At 38.3% G+C, this 21,527-nt stretch carries 14 protein-coding genes; 5 read left to right on the forward strand and 9 right to left on the reverse strand.

Features of this window, described 5'->3' with window-relative positions; all coding sequences use genetic code 11:
• Position 1 precedes the first annotated feature (1 nt).
• Positions 2 to 3,895, forward strand: a complete 3,894-nt coding sequence (gene purL / locus L5B83_RS03155) for a phosphoribosylformylglycinamidine synthase (RefSeq protein ID WP_265777552.1) — start codon at positions 2 to 4, stop codon at positions 3,893 to 3,895.
• 743 nt (positions 3,896 to 4,638) lie between these two features.
• On the opposite strand, the gene L5B83_RS03160 is transcribed toward purL, so the two are convergent.
• Both L5B83_RS03160 and L5B83_RS03165 read right to left on the reverse strand, forming a co-directional pair.
• Positions 4,639 to 8,418, reverse strand: a complete 3,780-nt coding sequence (locus L5B83_RS03160; RefSeq protein ID WP_265777553.1) for a two-partner secretion domain-containing protein — start codon at positions 8,416 to 8,418, stop codon at positions 4,639 to 4,641.
• 39 nt (positions 8,419 to 8,457) lie between these two features.
• Positions 8,458 to 10,161: a ShlB/FhaC/HecB family hemolysin secretion/activation protein gene (locus L5B83_RS03165; RefSeq protein ID WP_265777554.1), complete on the reverse strand. Its 1,704-nt coding sequence runs from the start codon at positions 10,159 to 10,161 to the stop codon at positions 8,458 to 8,460.
• A gap of 189 nt (positions 10,162 to 10,350) precedes the next feature.
• On the opposite strand from L5B83_RS03165, the gene L5B83_RS03170 reads away from it, so the two are divergent.
• Genes L5B83_RS03170 through hutZ form a run of 3 tightly spaced genes read left to right on the forward strand, consistent with a single transcriptional unit; the run spans position 10,351 to position 13,532 of the window.
• The gene (locus tag L5B83_RS03170) at positions 10,351 to 12,486 is read left to right on the forward strand and encodes a TonB-dependent hemoglobin/transferrin/lactoferrin family receptor (RefSeq protein ID WP_265777555.1); all 2,136 of its coding nucleotides are present in this window, start codon (positions 10,351 to 10,353) and stop codon (positions 12,484 to 12,486) included.
• 18 nt (positions 12,487 to 12,504) lie between these two features.
• Positions 12,505 to 13,014 carry a heme utilization cystosolic carrier protein HutX gene (gene hutX, locus L5B83_RS03175; RefSeq protein WP_265777556.1) on the forward strand — a complete coding sequence of 170 codons (510 nt, stop codon included), beginning with the start codon at positions 12,505 to 12,507 and terminating at the stop codon, positions 13,012 to 13,014.
• A complete protein-coding gene (hutZ, locus tag L5B83_RS03180; protein WP_265777557.1) occupies positions 13,008 to 13,532 on the forward strand; it encodes a heme utilization protein HutZ in 525 nt (174 codons plus the stop codon). Before hutX ends, hutZ begins: the two co-directional genes overlap by 7 nt.
• A 41-nt stretch (positions 13,533 to 13,573) precedes the next feature.
• On the opposite strand, the gene hmpA is transcribed toward hutZ, so the two are convergent.
• Positions 13,574 to 14,773, reverse strand: coding sequence for an NO-inducible flavohemoprotein (hmpA, locus tag L5B83_RS03185; RefSeq protein WP_265777558.1), 1,200 nt, complete (start codon positions 14,771 to 14,773; stop codon positions 13,574 to 13,576).
• Positions 14,774 to 14,912: 139 nt separating this feature from the next.
• On the opposite strand from hmpA, the gene L5B83_RS03190 reads away from it, so the two are divergent.
• Positions 14,913 to 15,341, forward strand: coding sequence for an RrF2 family transcriptional regulator (locus L5B83_RS03190; protein WP_265762776.1), 429 nt, complete (start codon positions 14,913 to 14,915; stop codon positions 15,339 to 15,341).
• Between the two features lie 118 nt (positions 15,342 to 15,459).
• On the opposite strand, the gene glyS is transcribed toward L5B83_RS03190, so the two are convergent.
• From glyS to glyQ, 6 genes are all read right to left on the reverse strand, one after another.
• Complete coding sequence (gene glyS / locus L5B83_RS03195; RefSeq protein WP_265777559.1) at positions 15,460 to 17,526, reverse strand: glycine--tRNA ligase subunit beta; 2,067 nt, start codon at positions 17,524 to 17,526, stop codon at positions 15,460 to 15,462.
• On the reverse strand, positions 17,523 to 18,383 hold the full coding sequence (locus L5B83_RS03200; protein ID WP_265777560.1) for a GIY-YIG nuclease family protein: 861 nt from the start codon (positions 18,381 to 18,383) through the stop codon (positions 17,523 to 17,525). Before L5B83_RS03200 ends, glyS begins: the two co-directional genes overlap by 4 nt.
• Positions 18,384 to 18,528: 145 nt before the next feature.
• Entirely contained in the window at positions 18,529 to 19,590 is a 1,062-nt protein-coding gene (locus L5B83_RS03205; RefSeq protein ID WP_265777561.1) for a PDDEXK nuclease domain-containing protein, read from the reverse strand.
• 36 nt (positions 19,591 to 19,626) lie between these two features.
• Positions 19,627 to 19,896, reverse strand: a complete 270-nt coding sequence (locus L5B83_RS03210) for a hypothetical protein (protein ID WP_265777562.1) — start codon at positions 19,894 to 19,896, stop codon at positions 19,627 to 19,629.
• A gap of 22 nt (positions 19,897 to 19,918) precedes the next feature.
• On the reverse strand, positions 19,919 to 20,536 hold the full coding sequence (locus L5B83_RS03215) for a glutathione S-transferase family protein (protein WP_265762780.1): 618 nt from the start codon (positions 20,534 to 20,536) through the stop codon (positions 19,919 to 19,921).
• Positions 20,537 to 20,561: 25 nt separating this feature from the next.
• On the reverse strand, positions 20,562 to 21,470 hold the full coding sequence (gene glyQ / locus L5B83_RS03220; protein WP_250351585.1) for a glycine--tRNA ligase subunit alpha: 909 nt from the start codon (positions 21,468 to 21,470) through the stop codon (positions 20,562 to 20,564).
• Positions 21,471 to 21,527: the final 57 nt, after the last annotated feature.

Here is a 21,527-nt window from a genome sequence, read left to right on the forward strand (position 1 = left end):
TATGTTGCAGATTTTTCGTGGCTCTCCAGCCCTTTCGCCTTTCCGTTTAAATCAACTCGTCCAACGCTTTCAACAAGCACAACTTCCAGTGAAATCTTGCTATGCAGAATATCAACATTTTGCAGAACTCAGTGAAGCATTGAATACGCTTGAAGAGCAAGAATTAACCCAATTATTACATTATGGTCCAAACTTGGCACAGCACGAACCACAAGGGGAATGTTTTATTGTTATCCCTCGTGTTGGCACGATTTCTTCTTGGTCGTCAAAGGCCACTGATATTGCACACAACTGCGGTTTAAATAAAGTTTTACGCTTAGAGCGCGGATTAGCGTTTTATTTTGAGTTAGAACGTACTTTAAATGAGCAAGAGCAAACCCAGCTTGTTAGCCATATTTATGACCGAATGATGGAAACGGTAATCCGCACGCCACAAGAAGCCGAAGTGCTATTCCAGCAACAGCAACCAAAACCCTTTACCCGAGTGGATATTTTGGCTGGTGGGCGCAATGCATTAGCGCAAGCAAATGTGTCTCTGGGGTTGGCATTGGCAGAAGATGAAATTGATTATTTAGTGGAAAATTTCACCGCACTTGGGCGTAATCCGACTGATGTAGAACTTTATATGTTCGCGCAAGCCAATTCGGAGCATTGTCGCCATAAAATTTTTAATGCCGATTGGATCATTGATGGTGAAAAACAAGAAAAATCCTTGTTCAAAATGATCAAAAATACCTTTGAGAAAACCCCAGATTATGTGCTTTCAGCGTATAAAGATAACGCCGCGGTAATGGAAGGCTCAAACGTTGGACGCTTTTTCCCAGATCAAGATGGGCAATATCGTTATCATAATGAAGATGCGCATATTTTAATGAAAGTCGAAACCCATAACCACCCAACGGCAATTTCCCCTTTCCCGGGGGCGGCAACGGGATCTGGTGGCGAGATTCGTGATGAAGGGGCAACAGGGCGAGGCGCTAAACCAAAAGCAGGATTAGTAGGGTTTTCTGTTTCAAATCTGATCATTCCAAATTTTGAGCAACCGTGGGAAACCGCGCTATCTAAACCTGATCGAATCGCCTCTGCATTAGATATTATGCTAGAAGCGCCTTTAGGCGGTGCGGCATTTAATAATGAATTTGGTCGTCCAGCCTTGCTTGGTTATTTCCGTACTTATGAAGAAAAAGTAAACAGCTTTAATGGCGAAGAAGTGCGTGGCTATCACAAGCCTATTATGCTCGCAGGTGGTATCGGGAATATCCGTGCAGAACACGTGCAAAAAGGTGAAATCCCTGTGGGCGCAAAATTGATTGTACTTGGTGGGCCAGCAATGAATATTGGCTTAGGCGGTGGTGCGGCCTCTTCAATGGCATCAGGCAAATCGAAGGAAGATTTAGATTTTGCTTCCGTACAGCGTGATAATCCTGAGATGGAACGCCGTTGCCAAGAAGTGATCGATCGCTGTTGGCAAATGGGTAAAGATAACCCGATTTTGTTTATCCACGATGTAGGCGCAGGCGGTTTGTCTAACGCAATGCCAGAGTTAGTTCACGATGGGGGGCGTGGCGGACGCTTTGAATTGCGTGATATTTTATGTGATGAAAAAGGAATGTCGCCGTTGGAAATTTGGTGTAACGAATCGCAAGAACGTTATGTGCTTGCTGTTGCGCCAGATAAATTAGCATTATTTGAGCAACTTTGTCAGCGTGAACGTGCGCCATTTGCCGTGATTGGTGAAGCGACAGAACAAGCGCATCTTACCTTACACGATGATCATTTCCATAATGAGCCGATTGATTTACCAATGAATGTGTTGCTTGGTAAAACACCAAAAATGACGCGCGATGTTGCCTCTAAGCACGTGCATAATCCACCACTAGATCACTCAAATATTGAGTTAAAAGAAGCGTTACACCGCGTATTACGTTTACCTGTGGTGGCAGAGAAAACCTTCCTAATCACCATTGGTGATCGCTCCGTAACGGGTATGGTAGCGCGCGATCAAATGGTTGGTCCTTGGCAAATCCCCGTAGCAGACTGCGCAGTCACGACGACGGCATTAGATAGCTATCACGGTGAAGTAATGGCAATGGGTGAACGCGCCCCTGTGGCATTGTTAGATTTCGCTGCTTCTGCGCGTTTAGCCGTAGCAGAAAGCCTCACCAATATTGCCGCAACGGATATTGGCGATATTAAACGCATTAAACTTTCTGCTAACTGGATGTCTGCCGCAGGGCATACGGGCGAAGATGCCGGGCTTTATGAAGCCGTCAAAGCCGTAGGAGAAGAACTTTGCCCGCAATTAGGCTTGACCATTCCCGTGGGGAAAGATTCAATGTCAATGAAAACTACTTGGCAGGAAAATGGTGAACAAAAATCCGTCACCGCCCCCCTTTCTTTAGTGATCAGTGCGTTTGCTCGGGTGGAGGATGTACGCAAAACCGTCACCCCACAATTACGCACCGACAAAGGCAGCAGCCGTTTATTCTTGATTGATTTAGGCGAAGGGAAAAATCGCTTAGGCACAACCGCATTGGCACAGGTTTATAAACAATTAGGTGATAAGCCAGCGGATGTGGTAAATGTGGAAAGCCTGAAAGGCTTCTTCAATGCAATGCAACAACTTGTGAATGAACAAAAATTGCTGGCTTACCACGATCGTTCAGACGGCGGATTGATTATCACCCTTGCCGAAATGGCGTTTGCAGGGCATTGTGGCGTATCCGTAGATATTAGTGCGTTAGGCGATAACGATCTTGCCGTATTGTTTAATGAAGAATTAGGCGCGGTGATCCAAGTGAAAGACAGTGATTTGCCCGCTGTTCGTCAGGCTTTCGAGCAAAATGGTGTACTGTATCTACTGAAAGAACTTGGCACGGTAACCGCAAACAATCAATTTGAAATCACGCGTGGCACGAAAGTGTTATTGAAAGAAACCCGTTCTGAACTGCGTGGCATTTGGGCAGAATTGACCCACAAAATGCAGGCATTGCGCGATAATCCAGAATGTGCCGATCAAGAATTTGCCGCGAAGAAAAATCCAAATGACAAAGGCTTCTCCGTGTCTTTAACTTATGATGTGAATGAAGACATTGCGGCACCTTATATCGCCAAAGGTGTACGTCCACGCATTGCCATTTTACGTGAGCAAGGCGTAAACAGCCATTATGAAATGGCCGCCGCCTTTGACCGTGCAGGCTTTGATGCCATTGATGTGCATATGAGCGATTTGCAACATCAACGCCATCATTTGAAAGACTTCCAAGCGCTTGTGGCTTGTGGTGGCTTCTCTTACGGTGATGTGTTAGGCGCAGGCGGTGGCTGGGCAAAATCTATCCTATTTAACACCGCACTTCGCGATCAATTTGCCACTTTCTTTGCTCGTGAAAATACCCTTGCACTCGGGGTATGTAATGGTTGCCAAATGCTCGCTAACTTAGCTGAAATTATCCCGGGAACAGAAGCGTGGCCACGTTTTGTGCGTAACCAATCGGAACGTTTTGAAGCGCGCGTCGCAATGGTTCGCATCAATGAGACGGCTTCACTGTGGTTTAACGGAATGGCTGGTTCTCATATGCCAATCGCGGTTTCTCACGGTGAGGGACGTGTAGAGTTCAAAAATGATCAGCAACTTGCTATGTTGCGTGAACAAAATTTGATTATTGCACAATATATTGATAATGATCTAATCCCAACCACCCAATACCCCGCCAACCCAAATGGTTCCGTGGATGGTATTACCGCACTCACCAACCGCAATGGACGTGTCGCCATTATGATGCCACACCCAGAACGAGTTTACCGCGCAGTTTCCAATTCGTGGTATCCTGAAGATTGGACAGAAGACGGCGCGTGGATGCGATTATTCAGAAACGCAAGAGTCGCGTTAAAATAAGAAAGCATAGGAAAAAACAAAGTGCGGTAATTTTTCACCGCACTTTCCTTATAAACAAAACGCCTTTGAGCTGTTCCTTATATATTTAAGCTAGCAAGGAAATAGCTTTCGTGATTTATTTATCCTCTGTTTCCCCTTTCTTTCATTGATTGGCTATATTATTCTGAAATGCACTTGTGTTTTCTAAATAATCTTCTTGAAAGGGAATAATTATAGGTGCATACCATTTGATGACATCATTCACCAACAAAATCTAGATATGCAAGCCCCCTAAAATACTCACTTGATTTCCACCGTAAAATATTGGCGATGAAAGAACATAATCCCCTAACCTTTGAGGAAACCTCAAAACAGTGCGGTATATCTATGCATATGCGGTTTTGTTGGCAATGTAACACAAGTCAAACAACGTGCAACAAACATCCAGATAGATACAGATAAACGGCATTAGCATACAGAAGCGTATTCCGATACTTATCACATTGATAGAACAAAATACTGCAAGAGATTGATGACCATATCTGAGCTGTATTTAAGCGTATCGGTATTACTCATAAAAACTGTCGCTTCCTCAAAAGCAGATAAACAAACACGGAAGTTTAAAGAGAGTATTTCAAACACTGAATAATATGCATCTCTATTTATGGTATAAAAAAGGATTTTCTTTTAAGTGGAAAATCCTTTTTTGATGGCTAATAGGTAGCTCAAATTGATGCTTTATACATTATTTTAATGTGAGTTAACTATAATATATCCCCAACACTCACTTCGGCATGAGAACTTGAATTTAGTGTCTTGCATGTCTTTTTCCCTTCTTCGCCCTCACAAATTTCTACATCTGTATTATCTTCACTCATTGTTTGTTTTTCCCATATTTTTTCCGCTAAATCTAAAGAAGATAAATTATCTAGATTACTCGTTTGTTGCCCAGCCAAATCAGAAGCCTGAATGCCTTGAATTCGATCGATTATTCTTAACATATCGCGCAAACTGACTGCATTACTTTTTCCACTAACAACATTTGCTGATTTTGCAATAACTCGTGGCTGTTCAAAATAGGTAAAGTTGGCTGTATCCGTAACATTAATATTTGGAAGATAACTTTTTGATGAAATATCAAAAGATTCAAATGCTCTCGCACCATTAGGGGCGAAAATATTAAATTTAAGATTTTTAAGTGTTGTCCTTGCACTAGATACCACATTCCCTTGTTCATCACTTTGCATTACATCGCCAACATTAAATGCTATATTATCAACAAGATAATCAGCTGGATTTGGTCCAAAAACTGATCCGTTATCTTTAGGGTATGAACCTGTATGTATAAGTGTTATGCGGAGATCTTCAGGGGAATGTTCACCACTTAATGTGGTTCTTCCACTTGTTCGAAAAGTATAATATTGATGATTTTTCGCATAAATTTCACTATTACGTCCAATCAAGTTGCCAATAATGAACAGACTTGCTGCCTGAGGTTCTGGGGAGATGTGTAATTTATCTGCACCATTAACAAATAATTGGCTATTATCTAATAGAATATGCTTACCATTTATCGCAATTTTACTTGCTTTGGGCATAAAACTATCGGTAATTTGGCGAGAAAAATCAACAGCTAAATGACTATTATGAATATCAACTTTTTCTGCTAATAAATGCATAAATCCATCGTGACTATTTAACTGGCTATTTCTAATAGTAATAGTTGTTCCATCAATGTGGGAGCGCTCATTCCAAAGTGAGGCATCCCAATCTTCGAAACCTGTAGATAGTTCACGTTTTGCCAATTTAAGTGCTTGATCGCTATTTGAACCATAACGTTCATTATGTACGGAAAAATTACCACGCATTACGCGTTCTTCAAGGTCAGAAATAAGATATTCATAGCCTTTCTTTTTCACTTTTTCAGACAAATTGGTTTCCTTTGCAGCATATACACGCTGATTACCTGCGTTAATATAAAGACCAAATTCATCATTCGTTTTTACATGATCAAATAAGACAGATTTAAAACCATCAGCAATAATAAAATCTTTAGTTTGATTAAATGTGACATGATTTAATGAAACATTAAATGGCGTTTTCTGTGTTGCACTTAAACCCGCTATTTCATTAGTTTGTTTTGCCTTAACAACCTTGGTCCACGATGAATTTATGGAGCTTCCATTTGAGAAAGTTGAACGACGAAGAAGAATATTTAATTGAGGAAGAACTGTTGCTAAATGTTTATTAGCATATTCATTAAATTCAGTTTGAATAAACTGATAAAAATTCTGTTGATCTAAATTTTTATTTTCTAAAGATTCAGCATTTGCAACAAATTGTTTCCATAATTCTGGTGCAGAAATCTTTTGGTTGTTCTTAGTCGTTAATTCCAAGTCATAGTCGTAGAATTTTATATCTTGCAATAGTTCTTTTAAGGTTTTTTGTTGTAATGATGGATTTCCAGTTAAACTGTAAAGTTGCAGTAATTTACCATCAACCTCTTTCATTATTAAGGTATCCTCTTTTAAGCTTTCTGGTTTAAATTGACTTCCAATACCAAAAGAACCTTGCCCTAGATTAATATTTACATTATTTAAGTGAATATCTAATGGCGTTGTACGGTTGTTTGCTAATAGCATCATATTATGCTGTCCATTTTGAGTATGATCAAAAGTCGCATTTGTAATCGTTATTGGTGCTTCAGCACTGATAGTCGTCAGGGGTAATTTAATATCTTGCTTTAATTTATCAGAAAGCGTTTGGCTGACTACTAATGGATAGATTTCTTGTTTCTCATCATTTATATAACCAGATTTACTTCTGTATATGTCTTCAGCGATAGTTGCTTGACGGCGATTATTAAGTAGTGATGCAAGTAATGTTATATCTTCTCGTTTAACTTCTGCATTTTTTTCTTGTAATTTTTCAAAAACTTTATCGACATTCTCTTTTAATAAATAGCTGTTTGTTTTGTATTCATTGCCATTAATCGTTACATGTTGTTCATTCGATAATAAGGATAATTGATCATTGCTAATACCTAATCGTTGAATTAAGGCTTGTCTTTGTTCATCGATGATTGATTCCACAAGGGAATTTAAATTTTTATTCTCTAAAAATGAGTAATCTCCATTAGCAACTTTTTCTTTTAAGGTATCAATAATCTGCTGATTAATTGGATCTAACCCTGTTTTATTTTGAGTTATTTCTAATTCACTAAATACCCCATTTTTTTCTTTATAACTAATTGTCATAATTTTACTAGTGCTGTAAGGCAATCTTAGGGCATCAATTTTACTATTGGATTCAGGTTTCCAACCATCTGAAGCAACAACATACCCTCCATCAATCGCATTAATCGTTAATACACCATCTTTACGATAAACATAAACTTTACTATCTTCTGCTTTTAGCCCCTCTGGTGTACTTTCTGCTTTTAATATCGTTTTTTTATCTGTGGTATAAAGCACCTTTCCATCTTCATCTAATACTAATTTTCCTACCTTAAAACGATCATTATTGGCATAAACGGATTCCTTCACTTTATCTGTTTTAGCAAGTGCGGTAATTTTTCCGCTAATTTTAACACCTGCATCCTTGTCTTTCCCAATTTGAGTTATAGTCAGTGCCGCACCATTATGCTGTGTTTTGCCATAACGAATATCCGATTGTTCAGTTAAAACAATTTTTCCTCCTTCAATAGTGATATTATTTGCTTCTAATAGTCCATTATTATTCACCGCAGCGTGTTTTAACTGTTCTTCGCCTTTTGCAGTGAGTACAATGCGATCATTTGAAATAATTGCACCATTATTTTCTATAAGTCCCGCCACGTCTTTCCCAGTGAGAGAAATACTAAAATTACTTAAATCAAAATCAAAATTATCACTTGCAGCTAAAAAAACTGTTTTATTTTTAACATTGATCCCATCTATTTTGCCTGAATAACTTAATTGGATAACCTCTTCAGGCTTGCCGATGACTTCAAGTTTTCCATTATTTTTAACCTTGTCACCAACAAGATAAATAGCCTCTTGTGCTTGAACTATTCCATCATTGCGAATTTCTCCTTCTTGCTGTTTTTTTCTTTTAAAACGTAGTTCATCTCTGCTATAGCTACGAGTTGGTTTTTCAGTGAGTTTCTCAATCTCTTTTGTCGTCGCTAACAACGCGCCAACATTAACTTGAGCATCTTTCGTAAAAATAATGCCATTTGGGTTAGACAAAAACACGCGCCCATTAGCATTCAGTTTTCCTTGAATAGTTGATATATCTGCACCAGTCACTCTGTTATAAGCAATACTTGATGAATTTGGCTGTTTAAAGGTAACACTTGCCTGTTTACCAATGTTAAAACTTTCCCAATCAATTGATACACGATCAGAATGTTGATTAATATTCATCGCATTTCCATTGGAAGAAATCTCAGCACTCCCTTGCGTAATATGATGGTTTTTAGGTAATGCATTTTCTTCTATTGAATTTGCTAATGCTGAATTAGAGAGAACAGCAAGCGTTATTAAACTTAACGAATATTTCATCTTTTTGCTCCTAAATAGTATTTATCTCTGATTTTGAAACTAAAACATTTTTAATAATGACAACATTAATTGATGATCTTTTTCACCTACTAGTTTTTTTCCAATAGGTTTACTGTAATAAAAAGTCAAAGCATAATCATTCGGTGCAGAAAGTTGTACGCCAGTACCAATGCTTTGCAATTTCACCTGATTAGTCTCTTCAGGACGTTGATCATATGTATTAATATTGTGATACTTTCTTCCTGCGCCGATATCATAAAAAATAGAGCTAGTCACTAAACTTTCTTTTAATATAGGATAATAATGCTTCAAGCTAAACTGCCCAACCACGGCATCAGCTAGAGATAAAGCACCTGTACGATATCCTCGAACCGCATTTTGTCCTCCTAATAACATTTTTTGACTTGACGATAAATTTCTATCTGTCATTTGTGCTTTAACATTAAGATCTATTGCAAAGTCATAAGGTAAAAGTTGTTCATGCCCCAATTCAATATTCGTTAAAGTAAATTTATTATTCTCTTTCCAATCCAGCGCACGATTATGCATAGCCTCTGTAGAACGATTATGTTGCTTACCAATACTGACGCCAAGATTGAAATAGGTTGTTCCTTTAGCAAAGCTATTCCAGACTCCATTCATATCAAAGCGAACTAAATTAATTTTGGTAAGATTCTCAACAGATTGAGGCTGAGATTGGCTATCTAAAATACGATTATGGGAAAGTGTTAATTTTGTATTAATGTGTAAATTTGGCATTCTAATAGTTGGATGTAATAAATAAATCCCCATATTTTGGTTATTCCCTTTTGCCCCCAATGCGGCAAAAGATTTCCCTAACTTATAATCAAGATAAGAGAAAAAAGCCCCTAGTCGTGTACCATAACCATCTAATAGCGCAGAATAATCAATTTGTGCATTTCTTAGCTTTCCCTTATAAGAACTCAACATATTTAAATTAAGTTCATCCCCCAATCCTGCTAAATTAAATCCTTTTATTCCTCCACTCAAACGATACTCACCCGTTTGTGCCGAACCTTGGTTATCCGCAAATAAATAGGCTTTCCAAGATTTGCCATTTTGCAACAAGATATTCATATTTGTCGTTCCGGCTTGTTCACCTGCTTGAATACTCAATTTAGAGCTAACCCCTTGAATATCATTAAGAAGTAAAGCCAATTTTTCGACCTCATTTTGTGCAAGATAAGGCAAACTATTTACACTGGTATTAGCCATTCTACGTACAAATTTTTCAGATAATCGACTTTGATTATCGATCGTTATCTTACCGATATTCCCTTCGATCAAACCAATAATTAATTGCCCATTTTCAATCTCTTGAGGCGGTATAAAAGCACGGGCAACTAGATAATTATTTTTTCGATAATATTGAGTAATTTGATCGGTAAGCTGATTAAGATCAACTAAAGTAATTGCTTGATTAAGGTAAGGTTTTAATAAAAATGAAAGATCTTGTTGAATGGGTTCTTGCAGTCCATCTTGATTAAAAAGTTTAATTGTTATCTGTTTTAACTCAAAGTGGAGCATATCCGCATTTTGTTGATGTATTTTGATAGGCTGATTGAAAAGTTGCCCAGTTGGTTTCGCTAAACGAGAGGGATGTTGATTTATTTGTTGGGAAAGCGCACCGGCTTCTTGCAATTGCTCTTGAAATGTCTGCTGCTGTGCCTGTGCAAATAACGAGAAAGAAAGCAAAGGTAAAATAAGAGAAGAATTACGCATTATTTCATTATCCTATATTAATGATGTGAATAAAAAGTAATACATTAGATTATACTCAAATAAAAATCATTATCAATAGCATTGACATTTTGAGCATAACTACATACTATGTTTGCGTTTTAGATATTAATCGCAATGTAGCTTTACACATTTAAAATGTTGAAACGTATTAATCTAAAGGACAAACTGATGAAAAAAAATCTTTCCGCGCTATCTCTCGCATTATTACCACTCTTGACTTCCTCAATGTCAAATGCTGAACAGCTCGATGAAATTTCCGTTACAGCATTACGAGATCCTACTGAATATGCTAAAAAACAAGCAAACTTCGTTTTATTCGATCGCCAAACGCTTAATCAATCCCAAGCAACTTCTATTGCTCAAGCTGTTTCGCAATCGCCAAATATATCTATTCAAGGAGGGGTAAGATCATTAGCCCAAAAACCAAATGTTCGAGGATTGAGTGGTACGCGGGTGGTTCAAGTCGTTGATGGAGTGAGACAAAACTTTAACTTAGAACATAGAGGCTCATTCTTTTTACCACCCAATGTCCTCTCTCAAATAGAAGTTATAAAAGGCCCTGCTAGCACATTATGGGGAAGTGGGGCATTAGGCGGAGTTGTCTCAGTACGTAGCTTAAGTGCGTTAGATTTACTACGACCGAATGAGTACTGGGGAGCATTAATTAAACAAGGGTATCAATCAGCCAGCTCAATGAATGAAACTCAAATAGCCGCTTATGCAGCCAATCAAAGTGCGGATTTTTTAATTCAAGGTTTTCATAATAAAAATAATGATATACGTTTAGGACAAAATTTGGGAGATTTACCCTACAGTGGGCTAACTCAACAAGGTGGATTACTTAAAGCGGGCTGGCAACTCACAGATGCGCAACGAGTGGAATTAAATGCTCGCCATAGTATTAACAAGCAGCTTGCACCAGCCAACAATGAAATGGCTTCTCCTTACACGCCCGAAGATTTTTATAATGATATTGCCAATACATTTAGAACAGGAGGGCAAGTTGATTATAGTAAAGCTGGTGGAACCACAGATCTTGCGAAACAAAAAATCACCAATACAAGCTTTGCAATAAATTATTTATTAAATCCTTCTTCACGATTAATTAATGCTGGATTTACGTTATATCATAATCGCACTAAAGAGACAGAGAATAACCAACGAACAGGCGCATATGATACGACATCTTACCGAACTTGGGGCTTTAATTTGCAGAATGCTTCTGAATTTGAGCGTGTTGCATTTATTTATGGTCTTGATTTTTATCAGGATCACGCTAAAACGCAACGTGAAGCATTAAATACCGATTGTTTATTAAGACAAACAAATAGTTGTTTAGCTAATGATTTAAAAACGGCAAAATATCGCCCTAACGCTTATAATGCGAAAGCTAATGTTTGGGGAACTTATCTACTTAGCCATATTAAATTGAATGAGCATTGGGTATTTTCTCCTGCCGTGAGATTTGATGCCTACGAAAGCAAAGAGCAGCAAGGAGAACGATATAGTAAAACACATTGGTCTCCCTCTCTTACCCTTAGTTATCAACCAACTAATTGGGTAGATATCTCTGTTAAATATAATGAGGCATTCCGCGCCCCAAGTTTACAAGAACGCTACATCTCAGGCTATCACTTTGGCTATGATAGACAGTTAATTACCACATTCCAAGCTAACCCCGATCTAAAGGCTGAAATTGCACGAAATAAAGAATTAAACATCAATCTTCATTGGGATAACCTATGGCAAGATAACGATTCATTAAAATTTTCTACCGCACTTTTCCAAAACGATATTAAAGATTTTATCAATCTTGATGTGATTGAATATACTGGAAGAATGGGCAACATACCAAAAACTTTCCAATATCGAAATGTCCAAAATGCAAGATTGAGGGGATTAGAAATAAGCGGTCAATATCAAACCCCTCGCTGGTCTATATATGCCAATTATGGGCTACTAAGAGGTAAAGATCGCCAAACAGGCGAAGCATTAGAAAATATTAATGCCGATCGTATTACTCTCGGAACTCGCTATACGGTTGTTATGGATAAATTCAGCATTGGTACAGAGTTAAGACATTATTTTGCACAGAAACGAGTACCTCGCGATAACACAAATACATATCCAAGTTATACACTCATTGATCTCAATGCTACCTATGCACCAAAACAAGGAGAATGGGAAAATCTAAGCATTGATTTCGCTATTGAAAATCTCTTCGATAAAGCTTATACACCAGCATTTGCCCTTACGCCTAATCCGGGACGTAATATAAAAATCACTCTTGGCTACCAATTTTAAGCTAAAGAAAGGATATATATGACATTAAAACAAAAAATAGAACAAGCTCTTTTGCAAGAACCAAGCCTGCATACTCTTGATTTGGCAGATAAATTTAAGTGTCAAGAGGGCGAAATTATCAAACACCTCCCTGCTGAATTTATTACATTCTTCACTGGAGATATTGAAGCTTTACTGGCCGAAATTCACTCTTGGGGAAAAGTTGTAACTATTATTGAGAAAGCGGGTTCAATTTTTGAAGTTGAAGGTACATTCCCACTTGGCAAAGAGGGATATGGCTACTTTAATCTCAATATGCCTAAAAATCCTAATATTGCACTCTATGGTCATCTAAAACTTCAACAAATTACTGATATTGTATTGATAAGCAAGCCATTTCGTGGCAAAGAAAGTTATGCCATCGCATTTATTACCGCACAGCAAGAAGTCTTGTTTAAGATCTATTTAGGTCGAGATGAACAACGCCAATTATTAGCTCATCAAGTAAAAAAATTTAACCAAATTAGAAATAAGGAAATTTTATGCTAGATCGTCAAGAACGTTTAAATAATCGCTTACAACCAGAAATTAAAGCACTCAAGCAACAATGTAAAACGTTATTACTTGCGACAGTAGATAATGACGGCATTCCGAATGCGAGCTATGCCCCATTTGCTGAAAGCGAGAAAGGCTATTATATTTTCATTTCTACGATTGCAAAACATGCTCGCAATTTAAAGCAAAATGGTAAAGTCTCCGTTATGCTAATAGAAGATGAACAAGATAGTAGACAAATTTTTGCTCGCCATCGTTTAACCGCTGATGCAGAAGTCATTGAAATACCAAGAGAGTCAGAGGAATGGCAACAAGGTACAGATTTATTAATGCAACGTCATGGTAAATTAATGAATGAATTAATAAAAATGCAAGATTTTTCGCTTTTTCATTTAATTCCACAAAACGGGCTTTTTGTTAAAGGATTCGGGCAGGCTTTCCAAGTTGCCACTAATAATGAAGTAGGTATGATTCATTTAGATCAAGGGCATATCGAAGGCCCCTCCGTTTGATTTTAACAGAGGCTGAGTATAACCTCAGCCTCACAGATTGATTAATTGAGTTTTATTCCACCTGTACCAAAGGCTTCCATATAGATTTGAGTTTCTGGAATACCTAATGCAAGAAGTGCCTTATTCTGCTCTTGCATAAATGCCATTGGACCGCATAAATAGTAATCCGCCTCTTTAGGTAAAAGTGCGGTTGGAATTTGGCTTAAATTTAGACGACCTGTTGCATCAGCTTGTTCGTCTTCCACTTCATAGACAGTAAACGTACTGACATTTGGATACTGTGCTTTTACACTATCAATATGATTTTTCATAGCATGCACATCAGCATTACGACAGGCGTGGATAAAGCTTACTTTTTCAGGTACATTTTGTTCTACAAGCTGGTTAAGCATTGCAATCATAGGGGTTAAGCCAACACCACCACTAATAAATACATTCGGCTTATGGCTATCAACCAAGAAGAAATTACCTGTTGGCGCGGTGGCTTCAATCTCATCGCCTTCTTTTAACTGATGCAAGGTGTTTGAAACCCAACCGCCTGCAAGTTCACCTTTTGGATCTTCACGTTTTACAGAAATACGTAAATAATCTGTTTTTGGATTATCTGAAAGCGTATATTGGCGAGGTTGTTTTAACCCTAATTCTTCGACAAAAACACGCACTGAAATATATTGCCCGGCTTTATAAGTTGGCAATGCGCCCCCATCGACAGGCTGTAAATAAAAAGACGTAATTTCACTGCTTTCTGCTACTTTTTTCGCAATTTTAAATTTACGCCAACCTAACCAGCTTCCTTTTGTTTGTTGGTGTTCATCATAAATGGCTTTTTCTGTGCTAATCAGAATATCTGCTAATTGGTTATAAGCCGCAGTCCAAGCTTCAATTAATGGATCATCCATTGAAATTTGCAACACTTCACTAATAGAATGAAGTAAGTTGTTACCTACAATAGCATAGTCAGGTGCTTGAATATCCAAACTCACGTGTTTATGTGCCATTAATTCAACGGCAGGCAATAACACAGCGGGATTTTCAATATTTTCTGCATAAGCTAATACCGCATTAGCTAAAGAACGAGCTTGTGCGCCACTACGTTGATGACCAAGATTAAATACTTGTTTTAATTCTGGGTGATTGGTCAGCATTCTGTTGTAAAAATAAGAAGTCAGTGCAACACCATTTTCACGTAGCACTGGCACAGTCGCTTTCACTAATTCAATTTGATTTGCTGTTAATGACATAAACATTCCTTTTTCGTTTATTAAAAATGTATTTAAAATACATTTTTAATGTTAGGCTGGCAAGCGATTATTTATGAATACGCGATAATCTAGCGAGAAGTGGTGAAATAGACTACAATAATCCACCTAAGGAGTTGAAATGCAAATTAATAAATTTACTGATTATGGTTTCCGTGTGTTAATTTACCTTGCTCGTCAGCAAGCGCAAAGCCACACAATCGCAAGCCTTGCTAATGCGCTTCAACTCTCACAAAATCATTTAGTGAAAATTGTGCATTTTATGGCTAAACAGCAATGGCTCATCACTAGTCGCGGTAAAGGGGGCGGAATTCGCTTAGCAGAAAATACGCTTGATCTTCCTCTCGGTGAAATGCTACGCACTTTTCAAGGCAATGATCCCCTTGTAAATTGCCTCTCACCAAAATGTGGATTACAGCCTCAATGCCAACTGAAACATTTACTTGATAATGCGTTAGAACAGTTTTACCAAAGTCTGAATCAGTATCCATTACGGAAAGTCATTAGCGCCCACTCATCAGAAAACATTCCTTTTATTTCTTATCTATAATATCAATAAGATAGGGATATAACCTGCTTATGGATAATCTAAAGTGCGGTGATTTTTTTAAAAAATTTAGAAAAAAAGCCCCGCACTTTAGAAAGCGGGGCGACATTAAAAAGACAAGTTATTGCAATAAAGAAATATCTGCTACTTGTAAGAATAACCCCTGCAAGGTTTTCAGAATGGCTAAACGATTTTGGCGAAGTTGTGGATCTTCGGCGTTTACCATCACTTTCTCAAAGAAGTTATCCACTGGCTGGCGTAAATTTGCCAATTTATCTAACACCGCCACGTAGTCTCCCTCCGCAATAAGTGGTTGCACTTCACTTTGTAACGCGAGTACGCTTTGCGCTAATGCTTTTTCTTCTGGCTCAACACAACGATCTAACTGAATTTCACCAATTTCACCCTCTGCTTTGGCCAAAATATTGCTTACACGCTTATTCGCGGCGGCTAAGGCTTCCGCTGCCTCAAGGGTACGGAAATGTGCCACTGCTCTTACTCGCGCATCAAAATCAGCAGGACGGGTAGGGCGACGGGCAAGTACTGCTTGAATGACATCAACAGCAATGCCTTCTTCTTGATACCAAGCACGGAAGCGACCTAGCATAAAGTCCACAACATCCTCTACGACATTACCATTGGTTAATTTATCGCCGAAAAGTGCGGTAGATTTTTGCACTAAATCGGTTAAATCAAGAGGTAATTTTTTCTCTACAATGATACGTAACACACCCAATGCCGCACGGCGTAAAGCAAATGGATCTTTATCGCCCTTTGGATGCTGACCAATGCCAAAAATCCCCGTTAAGGTGTCTAATTTATCCGCTAATGCCACGGAACAGGCCACTAAGGAATGCGGTAATTCATCACCGGCAAAACGTGGCATATATTGCTCATTTAACGCAACGGCTACCTCTTCATCTTCACCATCATAACGAGCATAATGCATTCCCATTACACCTTGTGTATCAGTAAATTCAAACACCATATTGGTCATTAAATCACATTTTGATAGTAAGCCTGCACGCTCTGCTTTGCTTACATCAGCACCTATTTGTGCCGCAATTTCACCGCTCAGTTTTTCAATACGTTGTGTTTTATCAAATAACGTTCCGAGCTGCTGTTGGAACAAGACGGTTTTCAAACGAGGTAGATTATCTTCTAAACGCTGTTTTAAATCGGTTTTGAAGAAGAATTCTGCGTCAGTTAAACGTGGGCGTACTACTTTTTCATTTCCTTCAATAATCTTGCTTGGATCGTTTGGATTAATGTTAGATACGAAAATAAAGTGCGGTAATAATTTGCCGTTTTTATCATAAATTGGGAAGTATTTTTGATCCCCTTTCATTGTGTAAACCAAGGCTTCTGCTGGCACAGCAAGAAAACGTTCTTCAAATTTCGCGGTCAGCACATTTGGAAATTCTACTAATGCGGTAACTTCGTCAAGTAAACTTTCTTCAATATCCACTACACCACCAAGTGCGGTGGCTTTTTGTTGTGAATTTTCCAAAATAATCGCTTTACGGCGTTCAAAATCCGCGATGACACTGCCTTTTTGCTCTAAAATGGCAGGATATTGATCGGCATTGTCAATGGTAAATTCTTGTTCACCTAAGAAACGGTGTCCACGAATGGTTTTACCACTGGCTACACCAAGAATTTCACCTTCGATCAGCTCATCACCAAATAATAGGGTTACGGTATGCACAGGGCGCACAAATTGCTCGCTTTTATCGCCCCAACGCATTGTTTTTGGAATGGGCAATTTCGCAAGGGCATTGCTGATAATGCCAAGCAGAAGATTTTTGGTAGGCTGACCTTCAATCACCGCACGATGAACCAGCCATTCGCCTTTATCGGTAACTAAACGCTCCGCTTGATCCACGCTAATGCCACAACCTCGCGCCCAGCCTTCTGCTGCTTTAGTTGGCTTACCTTCCGCATCAAACGCCGCCGTAACCGCAGGCCCACGTTTTTCCACTTCTTTGTTTGGCTGCGCTTCCGCCAGCCCCAACACTTTCACCGCTAAACGGCGAGGGCTAGCAAACCATTCAACCGTATCAAACGCCAAACCCGCTTGAGTGAGCTCTTGCTCTACGTTGTCTTTAAATGCCACCGCTAATTTTTTCAGAGCCTTCGGTGGTAGCTCTTCAGTGCCGATCTCGGCAAGGAAGTTTTGTGTTGTCATTTTGTGTTCTCTTGTATCTGATGTACAGTATTTTGATAGTCAATATTTAATTTATCAAATTGAGTTTTATAGTCATTATCTAATTGTTCTAATTTCTGATGTAAATAAGCATCGAACATTTTGTCAATTCTAAAACCAAGACTAGAATTGGATTTATAGGATTTATAGAATTTGTACAATACATAAACGAATACATAAACGGCAACAGAAAGAAATACTACTCCGAGCTCTTCGCCAATCGTGAATCCCAAAAAAACGAAAGCAATAAGAGCCAGAGACGTTACTATCGCTATTATTATTGTAACCAAGTGAGCCAAGTTAACCACAAACCTTCTGAAAAAAGACTCTTTATGGTTTTTATGTATTTCTTGTACTTTTATTTTTTTACTATTTTCCAAATAGAATTTATCGTTATTGAATTTTTTTTCTGCATCCGCTAATAGCTGATTTCTTTGTATTTCTTTTTGCTTAATTAGTCGTCTTCTTTTTTTATCTAATTCATAAAGTATTTTTTCTTTCTCAAACTTATAAAAGACCTCTGATCCAAAGACAAATTCATCATTTTCTTTCTCACATAAAGAAATAACTTCCTTTATTGCGTATATAGCATCTTCATAGCTACATTGAAAAAATTCCCTATTGTTATTTACTCTATATTTAGAAAGTTGCCGATGTGTTTTTTGTTCCACTTCATAAGGGTGAGATACATAAATTTGATAATCTACTACAAAATCAAAAGGTACTCCCGTAGCCTGACTAATTTCTTTGGCTCGTCCAAAAGGATCTCGATCTGTATATCCAATCTTTAACAAGTTCTGCATTGCTGGATTTGAAAGAATATACACCCAACCTGCCATTTAATTTCTCCTAATAAATTACTATCTTACTTCGTATTCACTACTACTAAATCTTACCTTGATATCCTCATACTTATGTATGAGATTACGTATAGTGCGGTTGTTCCACCACCTATTTGCTTATCACAGAGCAACAATACTATACTTAACCTAGTATGTCAGTGCTAGGATTTATTGTAAACCTTTGCTTCGCCCTTTCCACCGCCAAATGCAATCGCTGCTCTAATATTTCTTTACTCGGCAACACCGTCATATATTCAGCGATATGAATATCCGAATGGTTTAAATCTAATAATTCAACTTGCTCTTGCTTTTTAGACGTGCATAAAATAATACCTAAGGGTGGATTTTCCCCTTCTTCTTGCTCATATTTCGCAAGCCACGCCAAATAAAGTTCCATTTGGCTTTTATGTGAATGTTTAAACGCTTCGGTTTTTAATTCAATGGCAATTAAGCGTTTTAATTTACGATTATAGAACAACAAATCAATATAGAAATCATCATTATCAATTTGAATTCTTTTCTGCCGTGCGATAAAAGTAAAACCCGCCCCTAATTCTAAAAGAAATTGTTCAACTTCTCTTAAAATCGCATCTTCGAGATCTTTTTCTAAATAACGATCATTGAGATCTAAAAAATCCAAGATATACGGATCTTTCAGCACAAGCGACTGATTATATTCGCCTTTTTCTCTCAATAAGGTTAATTCTTGGCTAATGGTTTCGTCAGGCTTTTTCGATATTGCCGTGCGTTCAAATAGCAAAGAACCAATACGCTCTTCTAGCGTTCTTGTACTCCAACGCTCTTGTGCCGCCATCGTTGCATAAAAATCGCGTTTGAGAGGCTCATCAATATAAATTAATGCTTTGAAATGTGTCCAACTTAATTTTCCACGCAGTGCGTGGACAATTTCCAAATCATCAAATGTTTCGGCAAATTTGATGCAATAATTAAGATGAGATCGTCCCCAACCTTTGCCAAATTGCGCCGTTAAGCTTTTAGACAAATTTTTAACCACTTCCTTGCCATATTCAGCCCGTTCATTATTGAGAATATGTTGATTAATCCGCTGTCCAATATGCCAATAAAGTAAGGTAAGTTCCGCATTGACTGTTACCGCAACACGTTGTTTACTGGTTTGAATAAGTTGGCTAATTTCACCCACTAATTGCTGTTCGTTGATTGCTATGTGGTTTTCTTTTTTCATTTAAAACTCCTGCAAAACTTACCGCACTTTTAGCTATCACTTACTTCGCAAAACATCAGCCAATTTGTCAATCTCTAGCACAACATCGCCGTTATCTAATAACAACGCAGGAATGCCAATCGATCCGCGCGCTTTCACTGCTTCAAACTCTGCACGGCTATCACGCAAAGCAAGAAAACGTTTGAGGTTACTTAATGAGGATTGTATTTCCACCGCTTCATATTGCACACCTAATTCTTGCAAGCGTGCCACAAAAGGGGCGGTATCAGGGCAAGTTTCGGCGAAAAATAACACGGGTTTTGTCATATGCTACTCCTAACACAAAATCTTATATTGTTGGTTTTGTTGTTTGTAAAAATATATATTTTTCATTCATTTCTGCCGTCCATTCTACTAAATTAGGGAAGTGTTGCACTAAATTGAAACCTGTGCCATCTATGCGAAATTGCCACCAATCAATTAAACACACCGCACTTAATGTACCGATATTAATTTCGTCACCAAATGTTGCTAATTTCTGTTCTAATTGCTTAAATGTACGAATATTTCTTTCCATTAATTGCTGATGTCTGCTTGTCCACCATTCATTTTGTGGACGAAAACGGCGTTCGGCAACAATGGTTGGCGTGGTATTCTCTAAAATCCCTTCAACTAAAGAATGTAACTGCAAGACTTGCCAACGTTTAGCATTTATCGGAAATAATGTTGGTTGTGAACCTATGCTATCTAAATATTGGCTAATTAACAAACTACCAAATAGCCATTCACCATTTTCCATTTGTAATGCAGGAATTCTCCCTAGCGGGTTATCTTGATTATGTGGAGAGTTAGAATCAAATGAATTAGTAATTCTCAATAATTCAACTTGTTCTTCAAGTTGATGATATTTCAATGTAGCAACCGCTTTACGAGCAAATGAACTCGTCGTGGAATACCAAAGTTTCATTTTCCCTCTCCTTAATTCTCTAAAATTATTTTTTACAACCAGGAAAACCTAACGCCTCACGGCTGGCATAATATGCCTCTGCCACACCTTTAGTTAAAGCACGGATTCGTAAAATATAGCGTTGGCGTTCAGTGACGGAAATGGCTTTGCGAGCGTCCAACAAGTTAAAGCTGTGTGCCGCTTTTAAAATGCGTTCGTAAGCAGGCAATGGCAATGGTTTTTCCAGTGCTAATAGCTCTTGTGCTTCTTTTTCATATTGCTCAAAGGCGTTGAATAAGAAATCAATATCAGCGTATTCAAAATTGTAAGTGGATTGCTCTACTTCGTTTTGATGAAACACATCGCCATAAGTTGTTTTGCCTAAAGGACCGTCTGACCACACCAAGTCATAGACACTATCCACGCCTTGAATATACATCGCTAAACGCTCTAAACCGTAGGTAACTTCACCCGTAACAGGGCGACATTCTAAACCGCCGACTTGTTGGAAATAGGTAAATTGGGTGACTTCCATACCATTTAGCCATACTTCCCAGCCTAAGCCCCATGCACCAAGGGTTGGGTTTTCCCAGTTATCTTCCACAAAACGAATATCATGTTGTGTTGGATCAAAACCAAGCATTTTTAATGAGCCAAGATAAAGCTCTTGAATGTTATCAGGGGAAGGTTTAATCACCACTTGGAATTGGTAATAATGCTGTAAACGGTTTGGATTTTCGCCATAGCGCCCATCTGTCGGACGGCGTGAAGGTTGCACATAAGCAAATGCCATTGGCTCAGGCCCGATAGCACGTAATGCAGTCATGGGGTGAGAAGTCCCCGCGCCCACCTCCATATCAAAAGGTTGCACAATAGTACAACCTTGCTCTGCCCAATAAGCTTGTAGGGCAAGGATCATACCTTGAAAGGTTTTTACATCAAATTTTGTATTCATAGGCTAGCTTTATTCAAATTAAGTAAACGAAATGGGGCTATTGTACTGGATTATGGG

The organism is Avibacterium sp. 21-599, from assembly GCF_026226765.1.
GTDB lineage: Bacteria > Pseudomonadota > Gammaproteobacteria > Enterobacterales > Pasteurellaceae > Avibacterium.

Excerpts from the sequence above, each read along its gene's own strand:
- purL (WP_265777552.1), top strand. The coding sequence starts at position 2 with ATGTTGCAGATTTTTCGTGGCTCTCCAGCCCTTTCGCCTTTCCGTTTA.
- L5B83_RS03160 (WP_265777553.1), bottom strand. The coding sequence starts at position 8,418 with ATGAAATATTCGTTAAGTTTAATAACGCTTGCTGTTCTCTCTAATTCA.
- L5B83_RS03165 (WP_265777554.1), bottom strand. The coding sequence starts at position 10,161 with ATGCGTAATTCTTCTCTTATTTTACCTTTGCTTTCTTTCTCGTTATTT.
- L5B83_RS03170 (WP_265777555.1), top strand. The coding sequence starts at position 10,351 with ATGAAAAAAAATCTTTCCGCGCTATCTCTCGCATTATTACCACTCTTG.
- hutX (WP_265777556.1), top strand. The coding sequence starts at position 12,505 with ATGACATTAAAACAAAAAATAGAACAAGCTCTTTTGCAAGAACCAAGC.
- hutZ (WP_265777557.1), top strand. The coding sequence starts at position 13,008 with ATGCTAGATCGTCAAGAACGTTTAAATAATCGCTTACAACCAGAAATT.
- hmpA (WP_265777558.1), bottom strand. The coding sequence starts at position 14,773 with ATGTCATTAACAGCAAATCAAATTGAATTAGTGAAAGCGACTGTGCCA.
- L5B83_RS03190 (WP_265762776.1), top strand. The coding sequence starts at position 14,913 with ATGCAAATTAATAAATTTACTGATTATGGTTTCCGTGTGTTAATTTAC.
- glyS (WP_265777559.1), bottom strand. The coding sequence starts at position 17,526 with ATGACAACACAAAACTTCCTTGCCGAGATCGGCACTGAAGAGCTACCA.
- L5B83_RS03200 (WP_265777560.1), bottom strand. The coding sequence starts at position 18,383 with ATGGCAGGTTGGGTGTATATTCTTTCAAATCCAGCAATGCAGAACTTG.
- L5B83_RS03205 (WP_265777561.1), bottom strand. The coding sequence starts at position 19,590 with ATGAAAAAAGAAAACCACATAGCAATCAACGAACAGCAATTAGTGGGT.
- L5B83_RS03210 (WP_265777562.1), bottom strand. The coding sequence starts at position 19,896 with ATGACAAAACCCGTGTTATTTTTCGCCGAAACTTGCCCTGATACCGCC.
- L5B83_RS03215 (WP_265762780.1), bottom strand. The coding sequence starts at position 20,536 with ATGAAACTTTGGTATTCCACGACGAGTTCATTTGCTCGTAAAGCGGTT.
- glyQ (WP_250351585.1), bottom strand. The coding sequence starts at position 21,470 with ATGAATACAAAATTTGATGTAAAAACCTTTCAAGGTATGATCCTTGCC.